The 16957-nt window shown below is 47.6% G+C and carries 12 protein-coding genes; 10 read left to right on the forward strand and 2 right to left on the reverse strand.

Going from position 1 to position 16957, the window contains the following annotated elements:
- The first annotated feature begins 75 nt into the window (after positions 1-75).
- From ACEN2G_RS09505 to hsdR, 4 genes are all read left to right on the forward strand, one after another.
- On the forward strand, positions 76-1554 hold the full coding sequence (locus ACEN2G_RS09505) for an N-6 DNA methylase (protein WP_442021253.1): 1479 nt from the start codon (positions 76-78) through the stop codon (positions 1552-1554).
- Positions 1554-2717, forward strand: a complete 1164-nt coding sequence (locus ACEN2G_RS09510) for a restriction endonuclease subunit S (RefSeq protein WP_442021294.1) — start codon at positions 1554-1556, stop codon at positions 2715-2717. The genes ACEN2G_RS09505 and ACEN2G_RS09510 overlap by 1 nt, the downstream gene beginning before the upstream one ends.
- Positions 2717-3868, forward strand: coding sequence for a Fic family protein (locus ACEN2G_RS09515; RefSeq protein WP_442021254.1), 1152 nt, complete (start codon positions 2717-2719; stop codon positions 3866-3868). The genes ACEN2G_RS09510 and ACEN2G_RS09515 overlap by 1 nt, the downstream gene beginning before the upstream one ends.
- Positions 3869-4322: 454 nt before the next feature.
- On the forward strand, positions 4323-6839 hold the full coding sequence (gene hsdR / locus ACEN2G_RS09520) for an EcoAI/FtnUII family type I restriction enzme subunit R (protein ID WP_442021255.1): 2517 nt from the start codon (positions 4323-4325) through the stop codon (positions 6837-6839).
- Between the two features lie 531 nt (positions 6840-7370).
- Here hsdR and ACEN2G_RS09525 read toward each other — a convergent pair.
- Positions 7371-8594, reverse strand: a complete 1224-nt coding sequence (locus tag ACEN2G_RS09525; protein WP_442021256.1) for a dicarboxylate/amino acid:cation symporter — start codon at positions 8592-8594, stop codon at positions 7371-7373.
- 436 nt (positions 8595-9030) lie between these two features.
- Here ACEN2G_RS09525 and ACEN2G_RS09530 point away from each other — a divergent pair, with 436 nt between their 5' ends.
- Entirely contained in the window at positions 9031-10980 is a 1950-nt protein-coding gene (locus ACEN2G_RS09530; protein WP_442021257.1) for an EAL domain-containing protein, read from the forward strand.
- Positions 10981-11024: 44 nt separating this feature from the next.
- On the opposite strand, the gene ACEN2G_RS09535 is transcribed toward ACEN2G_RS09530, so the two are convergent.
- Positions 11025-12026, reverse strand: a complete 1002-nt coding sequence (locus tag ACEN2G_RS09535; RefSeq protein WP_442021258.1) for a 1-aminocyclopropane-1-carboxylate deaminase/D-cysteine desulfhydrase — start codon at positions 12024-12026, stop codon at positions 11025-11027.
- Positions 12027-12199: 173 nt separating this feature from the next.
- Here ACEN2G_RS09535 and ACEN2G_RS09540 point away from each other — a divergent pair, with 173 nt between their 5' ends.
- The 5 genes from ACEN2G_RS09540 to rng all read left to right on the forward strand — a co-directional run bounded on the left by ACEN2G_RS09540 (position 12200) and on the right by rng (position 16957).
- Positions 12200-13243 carry a rod shape-determining protein gene (locus ACEN2G_RS09540; protein WP_442021259.1) on the forward strand — a complete coding sequence of 348 codons (1044 nt, stop codon included), beginning with the start codon at positions 12200-12202 and terminating at the stop codon, positions 13241-13243.
- A gap of 49 nt (positions 13244-13292) precedes the next feature.
- Positions 13293-14237, forward strand: a complete 945-nt coding sequence (gene mreC / locus ACEN2G_RS09545; RefSeq protein WP_442021260.1) for a rod shape-determining protein MreC — start codon at positions 13293-13295, stop codon at positions 14235-14237.
- On the forward strand, positions 14234-14722 hold the full coding sequence (gene mreD / locus ACEN2G_RS09550) for a rod shape-determining protein MreD (protein ID WP_442021261.1): 489 nt from the start codon (positions 14234-14236) through the stop codon (positions 14720-14722). The genes mreC and mreD overlap by 4 nt, the downstream gene beginning before the upstream one ends.
- Positions 14723-14835: 113 nt before the next feature.
- Positions 14836-15423: a Maf family protein gene (locus tag ACEN2G_RS09555; protein WP_442021262.1), complete on the forward strand. Its 588-nt coding sequence runs from the start codon at positions 14836-14838 to the stop codon at positions 15421-15423.
- Positions 15424-15487: 64 nt separating this feature from the next.
- Complete coding sequence (gene rng / locus ACEN2G_RS09560; protein ID WP_442021263.1) at positions 15488-16957, forward strand: ribonuclease G; 1470 nt, start codon at positions 15488-15490, stop codon at positions 16955-16957.

Genomic DNA, 16957 nt, shown 5'->3' on the forward strand with positions numbered 1-16957 from the left:
ATTAAATAATCCACGCTCTTCAATATACGGCCCTCATTATCATTTTCACTATCAGTTAGGAAACATCAAATCAGCATGTTTGAACAAACCTTTAAAAATATCGACGATATCTTTCACAAAGATGCGGGCTGTTCCAGTGAGCTGGATTATGCGGAGCAAAGTTCTTGGCTGCTGTTTCTTAAGTATCTTGATGACTTAGAATACGAAAAATCCCTTGCAGCAGAACTGATGGGTGAGCAATACCACTACATTATTGACGAAAGATATCGTTGGAGCGCGTGGGCCGCGCCCAAAGATGCTGACGGCAAGCCGGATTATAATAATGCGCTTACTGGCGACGATTTGATCGACTTCGTTGATTTTAAGCTTTTTCCTTATCTTAAGTCTTTCAAAGAAAAGGCTGATCGGCCGGATACCATCGAATATAAGATTGGTCAGATCTTCAGTGAGCTAAGAAATAAGATCCAAAGCGGTTACTCACTGCGTGATGCGCTAGATAAAATTGATGAGCTGCGTTTTCGCTCCCAAGCAGAAAAGCATGAGCTGTCGCATCTGTACGAAACACGCATTAAAAACATGGGTAATGCGGGGCGTAACGGTGGCGAATATTACACACCACGGCCGTTGATCCGCGCCATGATCGATGTATTGCAGCCCAAGATTGGTGAAACCGTATATGACGGCGCCGCGGGCTCGGCGGGTTTCTTATGTGAAGCCTATGATTATTTGCGTCAAGGGGGCCGTCTTGGCATCGAGGGGAAAAAACAGCTGTCTACCAGCGACTTAAAAACCCTGCAAGAAAAGACCTTCTACGCCAAAGAAAAAAAATCACTGGCCTATGTGATTGCCATTATGAATATGATTTTGCATGGTATTGAAGCGCCCAATGTGATGCACACCAACACGCTGGCGGAAAGCCTGCAAGATATTACCCCCAGCAATCAGCACGACATTATTCTGGCTAACCCGCCGTTTGGTGGCAAAGAGCGCAAAGAAGTGCAGCAGAATTTCCCGATTAAAACCGGTGAAACCGCCTTCTTGTTTATGCAGCACTTTATGAAAATGCTCAAACCCGGTGGCCGTGCCGCCATCGTGATTAAGAACACCTTTTTAAGTAATACCGATAACGCCTCGGTGGCGCTGCGTAAAGAGCTGCTAGAAAACTTTAACCTGCATACTGTCTTGGATTGCCCGGCTAAAACCTTCTTAGGCGCGGGTGTGAAAACCGTAGTGCTGTTTTTTACCAAAGGCGAACCCACGCAAAAGGTTTGGTTCTACCAGCTTGATCCCGGTCGCAGCTTAGGCAAAACCAATGCGCTAAACGACAACGACTTAAAAGAGTTTGTTGAACTACAGAAAACCTTTGCGGAGTCCGAAAAATCTTGGTCCATTAATGTGGCAGATATCGACCAAAAAACGTGGGATTTATCGGTTAAAAATGCCAACGCACCAGAAGCAGCTGCACTGCGTGAACCGTCTGAGATTATTGCTGAAATCATCGCACTGGATTTAGAAAGCGCGGCAATTCTGGATAGTATTCAGGAGTTGTTGTGATGGAGTGGAAGATCAGTAACCTTACAGATATTTCGCAAGTACAAACTGGCAAGTGGGATGCAAATCATGCAACAGAAGATGGCGCATATAAGTTTTTCACATGTGCGTATGAAGCCTTCTTATGTGATACCAAACGATTCGATGGCGAATGTTTAATATTACCAGGGAATGGCGCGAACGTTGGCGAGGTGTTTTATTATTCTGGTGAGTTTGATGCATATCAGAGAACATATATCGTAAGTAATATTAAAATATTTCCTAAGTTTCTTTTTTATCATATGAAATGTTTCTGGAGAGAAAGGAATTTAGACAAACAATATGGTTCAGCAACAAACTATTTAAAAATTGGAAACTTTAAAGAGTATGAAGTTAGCTATCCTTGCATTCTCGAACAAAAACGCATTGTCGCCATCCTGGATGAAGCCTTTGCCGATATCGAACAAGCCCGCGCCAAAACTGAACAAAACCTAAAAAACGCCCGCGAGCTGTTTGAAAGCTACTTGCAGCAAGTATTCAGCCTGCGTGGTGAGGGGTGGGTTGAAACTAATTTAGGGACTGTGGCAGCTTTCAAGAATGGCTTGAATTTTTCACAGAGCAGCAAAGGAGAAAAATTAAAAGTTGTAGGTGTTAAAGATTTTAAGTCCAATTTCATGGTTCCTTTCGAACAACTGGACACCATACAGATAGATGGTGATTTGTCAGAAGCCTACGAGTTAAAAGAAAATGACATTATTACTGTGAGATCTAATGGTAACAAAAGGCTTATTGGCAGGTGCTTGTTGGTGGGAGAAGTAGGTGAAAAAACATCTTACTCAGGTTTCACAATCAGAATCAGGTTGGAGAGCAAGGATGTTTTTCCAAAATTCTTAGCTTATTATCTCAAGTCTTCAACTGTTCATGAGCTATTAATAAATTCAGGTGGGGGTGCAAATATTAGTAATCTAAATCAGAAGATTCTAACGAGCTTGCCAGTGGCCTTTCCTCATTTTGATAAACAGATGCAGCTTGTAGATGCTATTGAGAAGGTTGAGATTGAATCACAAGCGCTTGAAAGGGTTTACGCGAATAAATTGAACACTATCGACGAACTCAAACAATCCATCCTACAAAAAGCCTTCTCTGGCGAGCTGAGTAAAAAAGAAAGCAAAGGAGCGGTTGCCTAATGCCAAATCAAGAACCAATTAAATTTGAAGAGTTTAGCTCTGGCCAATGGGCGCAGCAGTATCAGTATAAAAGTTTTGAGCCAACTAAAATAAACCGTGAATGGCTTTGGCAAGATCCGGTAATTAATACATTGTTGGAAAAAGCTTCTCGGTCATTAGCTGAACTAGATGCTTTTACGTTAATCGTGCCAGATGTTGATTTATTCATTCAGATGCATATTACCAAAGAGGCGAATACCTCTTCGCGTATTGAAGGTACGCAGACGCAAATGGATGAAGCCGTGATGGAGGCATCTCAGCTATCACCAGAGAAGCGCGATGATTGGACAGAAGTGCATAATTATATGCAGGCTATTAACGAGGCAATAGTAGAGCTTGAAAGGCTTCCACTATCTAATCGGTTATTAAAGCATACTCATGAAATATTAATGCAGGGTGTTCGTGGTGAAAATAAATCGCCGGGTGATTTTCGCACGAGTCAAAACTGGATTGGTGGTAGTAGCTTAAAAGATGCCGCATTTGTGCCTCCGCATCATGACCAAGTATTAGACTTGATGAGTGATTTAGAGCAGTTTTGGCATAATGAAGAAATTAATGTTCCTGAGCTTATTCGTATTGCGCTTAGTCATTATCAATTTGAAACTATTCATCCGTTTTTAGATGGTAATGGTCGTATCGGGCGATTATTAATTACGTTATATCTAGTGAATAAAGGATTGTTACGAAAACCTTCTCTTTACCTATCTGACTTTTTTGAGCGAAATAGAAATAGTTACTATGATGCACTGACCAAAGTTAGAGAATCTAACGATATTATACATTGGGTGAAATTTTTTCTTTCGGCAGTAATAGAAACTGCCGGTAAAGGGAAAGAAACTTTCCAAAGTATCTTAGCTTTACGACAAGAGATGGACACTTTGATATTTGGCTATGGTAAGAGGGCTGAAAATGCACAAGTCTTACTAAAAAGACTATATAGCCGACCATCTATTTCAGCTAATGATGCAGCTGAATTGCTAGGTATAAGCCATCAAGCCGCATCTGCACTTTTAAATAAAATGGTTGAGGATAATGTGCTCGATGAGGTTACTGGCTATCAGCGAAATAGAATTTTCTTTTTTAATCGCTATTTAACACTTTTTATAGATTAAAGTAGTTAAGGGCTCTTATGTGTAAGGCAGAGGGTAGTTATCTACACATGGATTTCTGTATGTAAGGCAAAGGGTAGTTACCTTACACATGGGTTTCTGTATGTAAGGCAGAGGGTAGTTACCTTACACATGGGTTTCTGTGTGTAAGGAAGAGAGTAGTTACCTTACACATGAGTTTCTGTATGTAAGGCAGAGGGTAGTTACCTTACACATGGGTTTCTGTGTGTAAGGAAGAGGGTAGTTACCTTACACATGGTTTTCTGTGTGTAAGGTAGAGGGTAGTTATCTTACACATGGCTTTCTATGTCTAATTTTTAGTGACCATCGTCGTACATGGTTTTATTTTAATTTTTTGCATCTAGCTAGCTTGCTACTGCTCTCCGATATAGAGTCTCATATGAGATTTAATATACAGCTTGGTGCTGCCACTATTTTTAAATAAAGGATGAATTAAATGGCCATGAACGAAGCCGATACGCGTGCTAATTTAATTGATCCCAAGCTGGTTGCGGCAGGCTGGGGGCAGGTTGAGGGAAGTTTTATTCGCCGTGAGGTCAAGATTACTCAAGGGCGTATTATTGGTGGCGGTAAGCGTAGCAGCCCGGTTATCAGCGATTATGTGTTGGAGTACAAAGGCCATAAGCTGGCGGCTGTAGAAGCCAAAAAAGAAAGCCTCAGCTACACCGAAGGCGTGCGCCAAGCCAAGGACTACGCCAGTCGCTTACAGTGCCGTATCGGTTACGCAACCAATGGTCATCTGATTTACCAAGTGGATATGGTGAGCGGCAAAGAAGAACTGGTTGCGCAGTTTCTTAGCCCTGAAGCCTTGTGGCAGCTGACGTTTGCTGAGTTAGATACTCAAACACCGGATTACACCGCGGTATGGCGCGAGCGTTTTGCTAAGATCCCGTTTGAAGTCAAAGGTGATTGGCAGCCGCGTTACTATCAAGAAAATGCCATTCGCAACACCCTTGAAGCCATTGCGCAGGGCAAGCAACGTATCTTACTTACTTTGGCCACAGGCACAGGTAAAACCTGCATTGCTTTTCAGACCGCTTGGAAATTGTTTAATAGCCGCTGGAGTTTGAACGCACAAAAAGCCCCCGATGCCGCACAAAAACGCCCCCGTATTTTATTTCTGGCTGACCGCAATATTTTAGCCAATCAAGCCTTTAATGATTTCAGTGCCTTTGGCGAAGATGCGCTGGTGCGTATTGATCCCAGTGAAATTAAAAAGAAAGGCACAGTGCCCAAAAACGCCAGCGTGTTTTTTACCATCTTCCAAACCTTTATGAGCGGCGGGCAAGACGAAGCAGGCAAAGATACGCCGTATTTTGGTGATTATCCTCAAGACTTTTTTGACCTGATTATTATTGATGAGTGTCACCGGGGGGGCGCTAATGATGAAAGTTCGTGGCGCGATATTCTTGATTACTTTGCACCTGCGGTACAGCTGGGCTTAACGGCTACGCCTAAGCGCAAAGGCAACACCGATACTTACAATTATTTCGGTGAGCCGGTATACAGCTATACCCTCAAAGAAGGGATTAACGATGGTTTTTTGACACCGTTTAAGTTGATACCCATTGTTGGCACTATGGATGAGTACGTTTATACGCCAGGCGATGGCGAAGTGATTAAGGGCGATCCAGAGCCTGGCCGTGTCTATAAAGAGGGCGACTTTAACCGCATTATTACCATCCCCGCACGCGAAGAGAAGCGGGTGCGTTATTGGATGGATATGTTTAACCCCAAAGAGAAAACCATTGTCTTTTGCGCTACACAAGAACATGCAGGCATGGTGCGTGATGTTGTAAATCAATATGCCGTTGAAAAGGGCTGGACGACTAACAGCAACTACTGCGTGCGTGTTACCGCCAATGATGGCGCAGCCGGTGATAATGATCTCAAGACTTTTCAGGATAACGAGAAAACTATCCCGACGATTCTGACCACATCACGCAAGCTCTCCACCGGTGTTGATGCGCGCAACGTGCGCAATATCGTGTTGATGCGCCCGTGTAACAATATGATTGAGTTCAAGCAGATCATTGGCCGTGGCACGCGCATGTATGACGGTAAAGATTACTTCACTGTTTATGACTTTGTAAAAGCGCATTACAACTTTGCCGATCCAGAGTGGGATGGCGAACCAATAGGGCCTGAAGTGTGTGAGGTGTGTAATAACACGCCGTGCAGCTGCCCGAAAGAGCCTTGTGAACAGTGTGGGTTTCACCCGTGCAGTTGCCCTAAACTTTGCCCTGTATGCAATGCTGAGCCGTGTGAGTGCGAGGCCGAGGTTTGTCAGATGTGCGGCGAATTACCTTGTGTATGTGTGCAAGAGCCTTGCTCTGAATGCGGTATGCAGCCATGTGAGTGCGGGCGTGAAGAAAAAATTATTATTCAATTGAGTGACGGTAAAGCAAGACAAATCCAGCATATCTCGTCGGCAATGTATTGGAGCCCTGACGGTAAGCCCATTACCGCGAAAGAGTTTATTGAGCGCATGTTTGGCGACCTGCCACAGTTCTTTACCGATGAAGATCAGTTGCGGGCAATATGGAGCGATCCTACGACACGCGAAAAGCTGTTAGAGGACTTAGCGGAAGCCGGTTATGACGATGAAAAACTGGATAGCATGAAAGAGCTGATTGATGCCAAAGACAGTGATGTGTATGACGTGCTTGCGTATGTTGCTTACACGGCGGAAACTCGTACCCGAAACGAGCGTGCTCAGCGAGCCAAACCTTTGATCAGAAAGGCCTTCGCCAACTATAAGCAACATGAGTTTGTGGACTTTATTCTGGATAAGTATGTAGCCGATGGCGTAAATGAGTTAGCAGCGCAAAAAATGCGCAGTCTAATAGAGCTGAAATATAACACCATTAGTGATGCCGCCAGCGAGCTTGGCTCAATGGCGGCGATTCGCGAAACGTTTATTGGTTTTCAGCAATATTTATATCAGGCTTGATAAAGATACCGCCAGTTCAGGCTTCTAAGCACGCTGCTTATCTCCTTAAATGCTCTTGGTTTTAATGATGTGCTGGTATCTTTTGTGTCGAGGAACGTCGGGTGTAGGCAGTGCGGTGCTGAAGACTATGACGGCTAGTTCGCGCATTAGCTGATGGTTACCGGCGATTAAGTAATAACTCATAACTTCTGTGGAGTTTTCAGTCTGCTTGCCCCTTAAAAAACTAAAGATCTTTTGCCACGCCTCTTTGTTTACGAGAAGCACTGAATCCACGGAAAAATAGTGATCAAATCTGAATGTGATTTTTCTGGATAAGAGCCAAACCGTCATAGAGGGGCTCTTACCCCCATCAAAGGCTTTTTAGCTCTTGTCGCACGTGAACTGCGTTCCGTCTTCTTCCGTGGCAAAAAATATCTTTTTCGACTCCACATCTGTTATGCCGTTCTACTTAGCACATTATAAAGCGAGCCGTTATCAATACTATGGCCCGCAATAATGCGGGCTCGGCTATTTTACGATGCACAGTCAAAGCTAAGCGCTGTGTGCGCTTTCTTTTTCATCGATCACGGCGGCGCCTATGATGTCGCCGGTGACGTTAGAGGCGGTGCCGCCCATGCTGAGAATGGCATCCACGCCGGCTATTAACGCCACTATTTCCAGCGGTAAACCAAATAAGCTTAATACCGCCGACAAGGTGACTAAGCCGGCGGCGGGCACGCCTGCGGTGCCAATAGAGAGCAGGGTGCCGATAACCACTATGGTTAGCATGTCGGTCCAGGCCAGATCTAAGCCCATGATATTGGAGGCAAACACCAAAGATACGCCCATGCGCAAGGCGCCGCCATCTGAGTTAAAGATGGCACCGAGCGGCAAGGCGAAGTGGGCCGTTTTTTCTGAAACGCCGGCTTTTTTCGCCGCTTGAATAGCAATGGGTAAGCTGGCGAGACTACTAGTGGTAAAAAAGGCGGTGGCATAAGCTTCTTTAATATCGATAAAAAAAGCTATTACCTTAAAACCTGCTAGTTTCAAACATGAGGTATAAACCAAAGCCCATAATAGCGCTAGGCCTAAGTAAAATGTGAGGGTAAATAGCAGTAAAGACTTAAAGGTAAGCCAGCCTTGGGCGCCAAAGGTAGCGGCGCTAATGGCGAATACACCTATGGGTGCATACAGCAGAATGCCGGCCAGTATTTTATAAAATAATTCATTAAAGGCACTAAATAGTCGCTCTAGAAGTAAGCCATGGTCTTGCATGCTGTTATCGACTGAATAAGTCATCCCCGACATGGCCATGCCGATAATAATGGCAATAAATAAGATGGCCATTAAATCGCCGGCGGCAAAGGCGGCAAATAAGTTATCTGGCACTATTTTTAGCAGCATGTCTGCGGCGTGCGGCAGGTGCGGTTTTTGCACTAGGGTATCTGGCAGCGACAGCTGTAAACCTGGGTTAAAAAATAGCGCCAAAGATACGCCAATGCACACTGCCATGGCGGTGGTGGCGGCATAATAGAGGATAAGTTTGCCACCGAGCCGTCCCATCTGGCGTAGGTTCATGCGGCCAATGGCCAGTGCCACCGTTAAGAAGATAACAGGCGTAGCGATCAGGCTTAATAAGCGGATAAAGACAGTGCCTAAAGGGCGGAGCACGACGGCGTGTTCGCGAAACAGAATCGCCACTAAAATTCCCAACACAAAGCCGGCCGACATTTTGATGACCAAAGAGGTGTCGTTATATTTTTTCCAAATGTTCATGGGGATTGATTAGACCTCTGTTGAACGGGTGCAGAATGAACATAAATGGCCATTAAGGCTGAGTGGTGTGTGCTTGCGGCACTCTCTTGGGCGTAGCTAGCGCTAGCGCATGGTACATGAAAAGTCGATTAGACGTAAAATAGGGTGCCCTTTGGGTCAATCTGCTGTGTTGCGGCTAGCGCTTGACCATCGCTTGGGCAAGACAGTAATCTGCAAAATATTGAAATGATACCTACGACTGTAACTAAGCCTTGTTAAGGTTCATTTTTGCTGGCGTAAGCTGCGCTTTTTAAGTGCAAATAATTCAGTCAATATTTTTTGTTAAGCTAACATAATGCGCGGGTTTCAGGCAGGCCTGAGGGTACTCAGGATAGCCGTAGCGAGCGGCAATTTAGGGAAGTTAGCGTGCGCCAACGAGCGTAACGCAAGGATGGGTATGAAATTTACAAACCAGCTTATTACCACTCTTAGCCTCTGTGTGCTAACGGCAGTAGTGATAGTGCTGATTGGCTCCGGAATCAGTTTTTATCAGATTGGGGCTTTATATCAGCAACGCCAAGTGAACACAGTTTTTCGGCTGGTCGATGAAGGTTGGCAAGCCAGTGGCGCCAGACCCGATAAGATGAATGCTTGGCTGCCCCATATCTTGGAAGTGAACGGTATTATCGACTTTACCGTGTTGCGGGGTGACAGCCCGGTTTATAATTCTTCTCGTATTGATGCGGCGGCGACCGTCGGTGATGTGTTTACGATGGAATACTCGGCGGTACTCGAAGCAGAGCCTAACTTATCGGCACATTTAGTGTTGCGGCCTCCTTTTTATAATATCGATCATTCCTTTACCGCTTTGTCGGGTATCTTAGGCTCCTTAGTCTTGGTATTTATAGGTTTATTATTTATGTTGCGCTGGCTGCGACGCCAATTTCGTGGCTTAGAGCTATTAAATATTCGTAGTCAATACATACTGCAAGATAAGCTAAGTTCATTAGCTCATGACCCTTTACTGGAATGGCCTCATCATACTAGTCAAGCGCTGGATAAATTATTGCTGGCATTGAAAGATGCGAGCAAAGAGCGCAGTCGCTTTGACTCTTTTATGCGGGCTAATGTGTTTTTTGATAAAAAAATGGGCATTGGTAACCGAGTCTTTTTTGATAACCGTCTAGAGGCGGCGCTAAATGATCCCGCTTGTCATGGTGGGGCCCTCTTGCTAGTAGAATTACAGGATTTGGCACAAATTAATTATCACTTTGGTTATGAATGTGGTGATGAATTATTAACGTCTGCCTCTATTTATATGAGCCATTTTGTGCGCGGTAAACCGGGTGCATTACAGGCGCGTTATACCGGCACGACCTTCGCCTTGTTATTGCCTAATACGGTGGAGAACGAAGCCAAAGAGGCCGCGCGTCAGGTAATGAAGTTATTACGTCGTCTTAACTGGCCGGAAGAAATCACGGATCCGGCTATTTATATTGGTGGTGTTTGTTTTCGAATTGGTGAGCCCTTATTGCAAATACACGAAGAAGCCGAGCTGGCATTGCGCAGTGCCGAGCTGCAAGGGGGCGAAGGCTATTTTATTTATTATAAGGGCGTGACCGAAGAGAGTATGGGTAAGGGGACTGTACGCTGGCGAGCATTGTTGGAACGTGTGTTGGCGCAACAAACCATTCAGCTAGATCGGCAAGGTATTTATGTGGGCCTTAATCAGGCGCCTGTTATGTATGAACTACTGGCGCGGATCCAAGATGAGCAAGGCCGTGAGTTGTCGGCTGGGCAGTTTTTACCAATGGCTGAAAAATGTGGCCTGCTCAATCAGCTCGACCGTAATATTATTGCTCAGGCATTGGCGCTGTTACCGAGTATTGAGCCGGGTGCTAGCTTAGCGGTTAACGTGTCGGCGACCAGTTTATTGCAGCGCCAGTTTCAAAATTGGCTGGTCTTGGAGTTACTGCAACTGCCTAAGGCACAAGTTAATAAGTTGGTGATTGATCTCTCTGAGGCCCAAGTCAGTCGGCATGCACAATCACTGATCACACCGCTGCGTGCCTTAAAGGCCTTAGGTTGCCAGCTGGCGGTGGATCACGCGGGACAAGATGTGGTGAGTACTCAATATGTGCAAGATTACCAGTTGGATTATCTGAAGATACATCCAAGCTTAGTGCGCGACATTGATACCAAAGCCGTTAACCAAATGGCGGTCAGTAGTTTAATTGGTAACAGCGAGGGCAGTCAGACGAAGGTGATCGCCATGGGCGTAGAAACCCGAGCTGAGTGGCAGTGTTTATCACAGCTGGGAGTATATGCGGGGCAGGGCTATTTCTTTGCTTATCCAGAGTCCTCCGCTAATAAGGAGGCTGGCGTTTTGATAAGCCGCCGCCATTAACCTTTAGCTTCTGCGCACTGAGTCACGGCCTGCAGCGTTCGCCACTAGCGCGCACCTTGCAGTCCGCCCGTGTGTAAGAACACCAATTGGCTGTTGGGGGCATAGTAGCCGGCGGCAATATCGCGAAATAACCCCAGTAAGGCTTTGCCGCTGTAAATGGGCTCGAGCGGCAGGTTAAGTTGTTGGCTTAATAGTGCTATCTCCGCCTTATCGGATGCGGTGCATTTTGCATAGCCGCCGCCATGATGTTCCAGCCTTAATTGCCAGCCATTATCTTGTGCGGCTGGCGGATATAAAGCACAAACTTCATTTTGTAACCAAGCCGCGCCTTTTAAGACCGCATAAGCGGTGAGCTGGCTGTGTGCTGGGCGCGCCGAAATTAAGCCGGCTAAGGTACCACCACTGGCCACCGGCAAGATCAGCTGATCGATAGCACTGGGGAGTGTTGCAAAGAGTTGTGTCGAGAGTGGTGTGGGTACTGATGCCGAGAATGGTATGGGGAGTGCAATAGCAGGCGGTGAGGCTAATTGCGACGCCAGCTCCGCCCACAGCTCCGCCACTCCGGGCAAGGCGCGCGCAGAGCTGCCGCCTTCGGGTATGAAGTAATAGCCCGGATAGCGGTCGGCCAGCTCATTGAGCCAATGGGCGTCTTGGCGCCGCCTATATAGCTGGCGATCGACAAATTTCAGCGCCATGCCCCAGCGTTGGACATCACTTAACGTAGGATTGTGCTGGCTACTGGCTTCGCCGCGCACTATGCCAAGGGTGGGTAGCGCCAGTTGTTGTCCTATGGCGGCCAAGGCATGCAAATGATTGGAATAGGCGCCGCCAAAGCTGAGTAGTCCCTTGGCCTCTTGTTTAATGGCGTGGCGCACTGGGTATTTTAGCTTGCGCCATTTATTGCCAGAGATGGTGCCATGCAAAACATCGTCACGCTTCGCCCACAACCTGATCTTATGTCGTTCGAGTAATGGGTGCACGAGTGGCTGTAATGGTGAGGGGGAGGCAGTTGAGTATAATTGCTGCCAAGAGTTAAGAGAGGCCACAAAATTAAAATTAAAAGGGATTAGAGCGTAAGTTTAGGGAACTTATTGTTTTATTGAAACTCATAACCGCTCTAGTGCGTATTTAGCCGTGCATGTTTCTTGCCAGTGGTAAGCTGCATTGATAAAGTGAGCCGCACTTTCACGCTTTCTTAATCCAAGGTCTCGTTCAGCATATGTTTAAAAAGCTAAGAGGCATGTTTTCCAACGATCTATCGATCGATTTGGGCACGGCCAACACTCTCATCTACGTTAAAGATCAAGGTATTGTTCTTAACGAACCTTCAGTTGTCGCTCTGCGCCAAGATAAATCAGGCCAAAAGCACGAAGTTGCCGCCGTGGGGCAAGCCGCAAAACAGATGCTGGGTCGTACGCCGGGCAATATAGCGGCGATTAGACCGATGAAAGACGGCGTGATTGCTGACTTCTATGTTACCGAAAAAATGTTACAGCATTTTATTAAACAAGTGCACGACACTAATTTCTTCCGCCCCAGCCCACGCGTCTTGATCTGTGTACCCTGCGGTTCTACGCAAGTGGAACGTCGTGCCATTAAAGAGTCCGCCTTGGGTGCTGGCGCGCGTGAAGTGTATTTAATTGATGAGCCGATGGCTGCCGCTATTGGGGCCGGTTTACCGGTATCGGAAGCCACAGGCTCCATGGTGGTTGATATTGGTGGTGGTACTACCGAAGTCGCCATCATCTCTCTAAATGGCGTTGTATATTCGCAGTCGGTGCGCATTGGTGGTGACCGTTTCGATGAAGCCATCATTAATTATGTACGCCGTAACTACGGCTCACTGATAGGTGAAGCCACCGCCGAGCGCATTAAGCACGAAGTGGGCTCTGCTTACCCCGGTGACGAAGTGCTGGAAATTGAAGTGCGCGGTCGTAACTTGGCCGAGGGCGTGCCACGCAGCTTTACCCTTAACTCCAACGAAATTTTAGAAGCGCTGCAAGAACCATTGAGCGGCATAGTGAGTGCTGTGATGGTGGCACTCGAGCAGTCTCCGCCTGAGCTGGCATCCGACATTGCCGAGCGCGGCATGGTCTTAACCGGCGGTGGTGCCTTGTTGCGCGACTTGGATCGCTTGTTAATGGAAGAAACCGGTATTCCGGTAGTGGTGGCTGACGAACCGCTGACCTGTGTCGCACTCGGTGGCGGCAAGGCATTAGAGATGATTGATATGCATGGTGGAGACTTGTTCCATTACGACTAATCAACAGGCCGAGTTTCTCGGCCTCTCTTTTACGCGCTAAATCTGCACCATGAATACTATTTTTGGTCGAGGTCCTGCACTCCCTATCCGCTTAGCAATTGCCGTGGTGGCCTCGCTGTCGCTGATCGTTGCCGATGGCCGCTATCACAGCTTCACCGATGCTAAGTTGTACCTCAATACCTTAGTGAGTCCACTGCAATATCTGGCCAACAGTCCACGTTGGATGCTGGACTCCGCCTCTAATCAATTGATGTCTAATCAAACCTTGCTCGCGCAATCTAAACGGCTCGAAAATGAGCTGTTTTTATTGCGTGATGATTTATTGCGCCTGAATCATTTGGAGCAAGAAAATAAGCGATTACGTGATTTATTAGGCTCGCCGGTGCGCCGCGATACGCGGCGCATGGTGGCGGAAATTTTAGCCGTAGACACGGATCCTTTTTCTCATCAGGTGGTGATTGATAAAGGTGCCCTGGTGGGCGCGTTTGAAGGCCAGCCGATACTCAATGAACAAGGGGTGGTGGGACAAGTGATTTCGGTCGGCAAAAATACCAGCCGCGTGTTGCTGATCACGGACACCAGCCATGGTATTCCGGTGCGCGTGGCGCGTAATGGTATGAGAGCCATTGCCAGCGGCAGTGGTCAGCTGGATCGTTTATTGCTGCATAACATCACCCGCAATACCGATATTCAAGAAGGCGACGTGCTGCTGAGCTCTGGGCTTGCGGGGCGCTTTCCTGAAGGGTATCCGGTGGGGCGTGTCAGTCATGTCGGCTATGAAATCGGCCAACCTTTTGCCGATATTCGCGTGCAACCCTTTGCCGCCTTGGATAGGGTGCGGTATTTGTTGCTGTTGTGGCCCGATCCCAAGCTGAGCGAGACAGATGATGTCGAACAGGCCACAGAGGCTGAGCCTGCTATTGATGCAACGTCTGCAGCTAAGTCTGATGCGGCGAGCCTTGGTTCGTCGGCGGTGGCAGAGGTAGCTGAATGAGAAGTTTTTCTTTAAAAGGGCGGTTAGTTATTGCGCTGAGTTTATTGCTGGCGCTGATTTTATCCGTGTTGCCCTTACCGGATTTAATTATGCCCTTTCGCCCAGATTGGGTGTTGTTGAGCTTAATTTACTGGTCAATTGCGCTGCCTCATAGAGCGAACGTAGGGGCGGCATTCTGTGTCGGCTTGTTGTACGACATACTGCTCGGCTCAGTACTGGGCGTAAATGCTTTAGCCTTGGTGATACCCGTATATCTGGCTGCATCGCAATTTCAACGTATGCGTAACTATTCGGTGTGGCAGCAGGCGTTTGTGGTGGCGTCCCTCGCTATCTTAAATAAACTCCTGATTTTTTGGGCTGCGTATATGAACCGCGATATCCAACTGGATTACCATTATTTTTGGTCCATCGTCAGCAGCATGGTGTTTTGGCCTTGGGTATTCTTGCTATTGCGTAAAACGCGCCGCCAGTTCGCCATTACTTAAATGCAAGAGTAGCGCCGAGCACCAAGCGCCCTGCGCCCAGCTAACCATAAGCATTGTTGTTCTTGGCGCTGGGCGTTTTTCTATGAATCACCTCACTCTGCACGGAATTTTCAATGTCCCCACTCATGTATCTGGCGTCTGGCTCGCCGCGCCGCCGCGAATTGCTGGCACAGCTTAATGTGCCCTTTGAATTAGTATTGCCTCAAGTGGTGGAATGCCAACAAGCGGGGGAGACGGCTGAGCAATACGTACAACGTTTGGCCAGAGACAAGGCGCTAGCCGGTGCAGCTCTGGCAGTGATTAGCGAACGACAAGCGCTGCCCGTGCTCGGTGGGGATACGATAGTGGTGCTGGATGGTGAGGTACTAGAAAAACCCCGCGATCAAGCAGATGGCATGAATATGTTGCGCCGCTTATCTGGGCGTAGCCATCAGGTGCTGACTGCCATGGCGCTGACGAAGGCAGGCCAAGTGAGCGAGGTGCTAGTTGCTACCGAGGTGACTTTTAGAGTCTTAAATGATGCAGATATCGCGCGCTATTGGGCCAGCGGTGAGCCCGCCGACAAAGCCGGTGGTTATGGTATTCAAGGCTTGGCGGGCAGTTTTGTGGCACGTATCAATGGCAGTTACAGCGCCGTTGTGGGCTTGCCATTAGTCGAAACTCACTATCTGTTGCAAGCGGCCGGACTTTTACCCAACTGACGCCTATTTTGCCGTCAATCTATGCTAGTTTAGTCATCATTTACTTCTACTAGGGACAGTATCCATGTCGGCAGAACTCATTATTAATGTGACCCCTGCAGAAACCCGCGTCGCCTTGGTTGAAAACGGGATTTTGCAGGAAGTACACGTGGAGCGCCAAGCGCGCCGCGGTATTGTCGGCAATATTTACAAAGGTAAAGTCAGCCGAGTATTACCCGGCATGCAGGCCGCCTTTGTTGATATTGGCGGCGAGCGTGCCGCCTTTTTACATGCCTCCGATATAGTGCCGCACACCGAATGCGTGGCTAGCAAAGAGCAGGCTAATTTTCAGGTGGGTAACATTGGTGAATTAGTGCGCCAAGGCCAAGACATAGTGGTGCAAGTGGTGAAAGACCCCTTGGGCACTAAAGGTGCGCGCCTCACCACCGACATTACGCTGCCATCCCGTTATCTGGTGTTTATGCCGGGCAGCGCTTACGTGGGCGTGTCGCAACGTATTGACTCCGAGCTTGAGCGTGAGCGGTTAAAAGCCATAGTTGGCGCTTACGTTGATGAGCAAGGCGGCTATATTATTCGCACCGCCGCCGAAGGCGTGGGTGCGACAGAGTTAGCGCAAGATGCGGCGTTTTTAAATCGCTTATGGCGCAAAATTCAAGAAAGACGCATCAAATCGTCGGCCTGCGCCATCTTGTACCAAGACTTGGGCTTGAGCTGTCGCATAGTGCGCGATTTTGTGGGCGCCGAGCTAGACCGTATTCGGGTCGACTCCGGCAGCAGCTGCGAGGTATTGCGCGAGTTTGTGGATGAGTTCGTGCCCGAGTTAACCGGCAAAATTGAGTATTACCAAGGCGAGTCGCCGATTTTCGACTTGTATGATGTGGAAAACGAAATTCAGCGCGCACTCAATCGTAAAGTGGAGCTTAAATCTGGCGGCTATTTGATCATCGATCAAACCGAAGCCATGACCACAGTCGACATCAATACTGGCGCCTTCGTCGGGCACCGCAATCTCGAAGAAACCATCTTCAATACTAATACCGAAGCCACGCAAGCCATTGCCCGCCAATTACGGCTGCGCAACCTAGGCGGCATCATCATTATCGACTTTATCGATATGCATGACGAAGATCATAAGCGGCGTGTGCTGCACAGCCTAGAGGCGGCGTTAGCCAAAGACCGTGTTAAAACTAATGTTAATGGTTTCTCGCAATTGGGTTTGGTCGAAATGACGCGCAAACGCACCCGCGAAAGCCTAGAGCACATCTTGTGCGGCGTTTGCCCCGAGTGTAACGGTCGGGCGCGGGTGAAAACCGTCGATAGCGTCTGCTATGAAATATTGCGTGAAATTACCCGCGTCAATAAAGCCTATAAAGCCGACAAATTTGTGGTGTATGCGTCACTGGCGGTGGCGTTAGCCTTAGAAGAAGATAATGCGCATATGCTGGCGGAGCTGGAAGTCTTTATCGGTAAAGAAGTTAAAGTAAACAGCGAGCCTTTGTATAACCAAGAACAATTTGATGTGGTGATGATGTAG

The sequence above is a fragment of the Oceanisphaera sp. W20_SRM_FM3 genome, assembly GCF_052119705.1.
Classification (GTDB): Bacteria; Pseudomonadota; Gammaproteobacteria; order Enterobacterales; family Aeromonadaceae; genus Oceanimonas.

Coding starts and splice junctions, on each gene's coding strand:
- mreD (WP_442021261.1), top strand. CDS start 14,234: ATGAGAAGTTTTTCTTTAAAAGGGCGGTTAGTTATTGCGCTGAGTTTA.
- mreC (WP_442021260.1), top strand. CDS start 13,293: ATGAATACTATTTTTGGTCGAGGTCCTGCACTCCCTATCCGCTTAGCA.
- ACEN2G_RS09525 (WP_442021256.1), bottom strand. CDS start 8,594: ATGAACATTTGGAAAAAATATAACGACACCTCTTTGGTCATCAAAATG.
- ACEN2G_RS09510 (WP_442021294.1), top strand. CDS start 1,554: ATGGAGTGGAAGATCAGTAACCTTACAGATATTTCGCAAGTACAAACT.
- ACEN2G_RS09530 (WP_442021257.1), top strand. CDS start 9,031: ATGAAATTTACAAACCAGCTTATTACCACTCTTAGCCTCTGTGTGCTA.
- hsdR (WP_442021255.1), top strand. CDS start 4,323: ATGGCCATGAACGAAGCCGATACGCGTGCTAATTTAATTGATCCCAAG.
- ACEN2G_RS09555 (WP_442021262.1), top strand. CDS start 14,836: ATGTCCCCACTCATGTATCTGGCGTCTGGCTCGCCGCGCCGCCGCGAA.
- ACEN2G_RS09515 (WP_442021254.1), top strand. CDS start 2,717: ATGCCAAATCAAGAACCAATTAAATTTGAAGAGTTTAGCTCTGGCCAA.
- ACEN2G_RS09540 (WP_442021259.1), top strand. CDS start 12,200: ATGTTTAAAAAGCTAAGAGGCATGTTTTCCAACGATCTATCGATCGAT.
- ACEN2G_RS09505 (WP_442021253.1), top strand. CDS start 76: ATGTTTGAACAAACCTTTAAAAATATCGACGATATCTTTCACAAAGAT.
- rng (WP_442021263.1), top strand. CDS start 15,488: ATGTCGGCAGAACTCATTATTAATGTGACCCCTGCAGAAACCCGCGTC.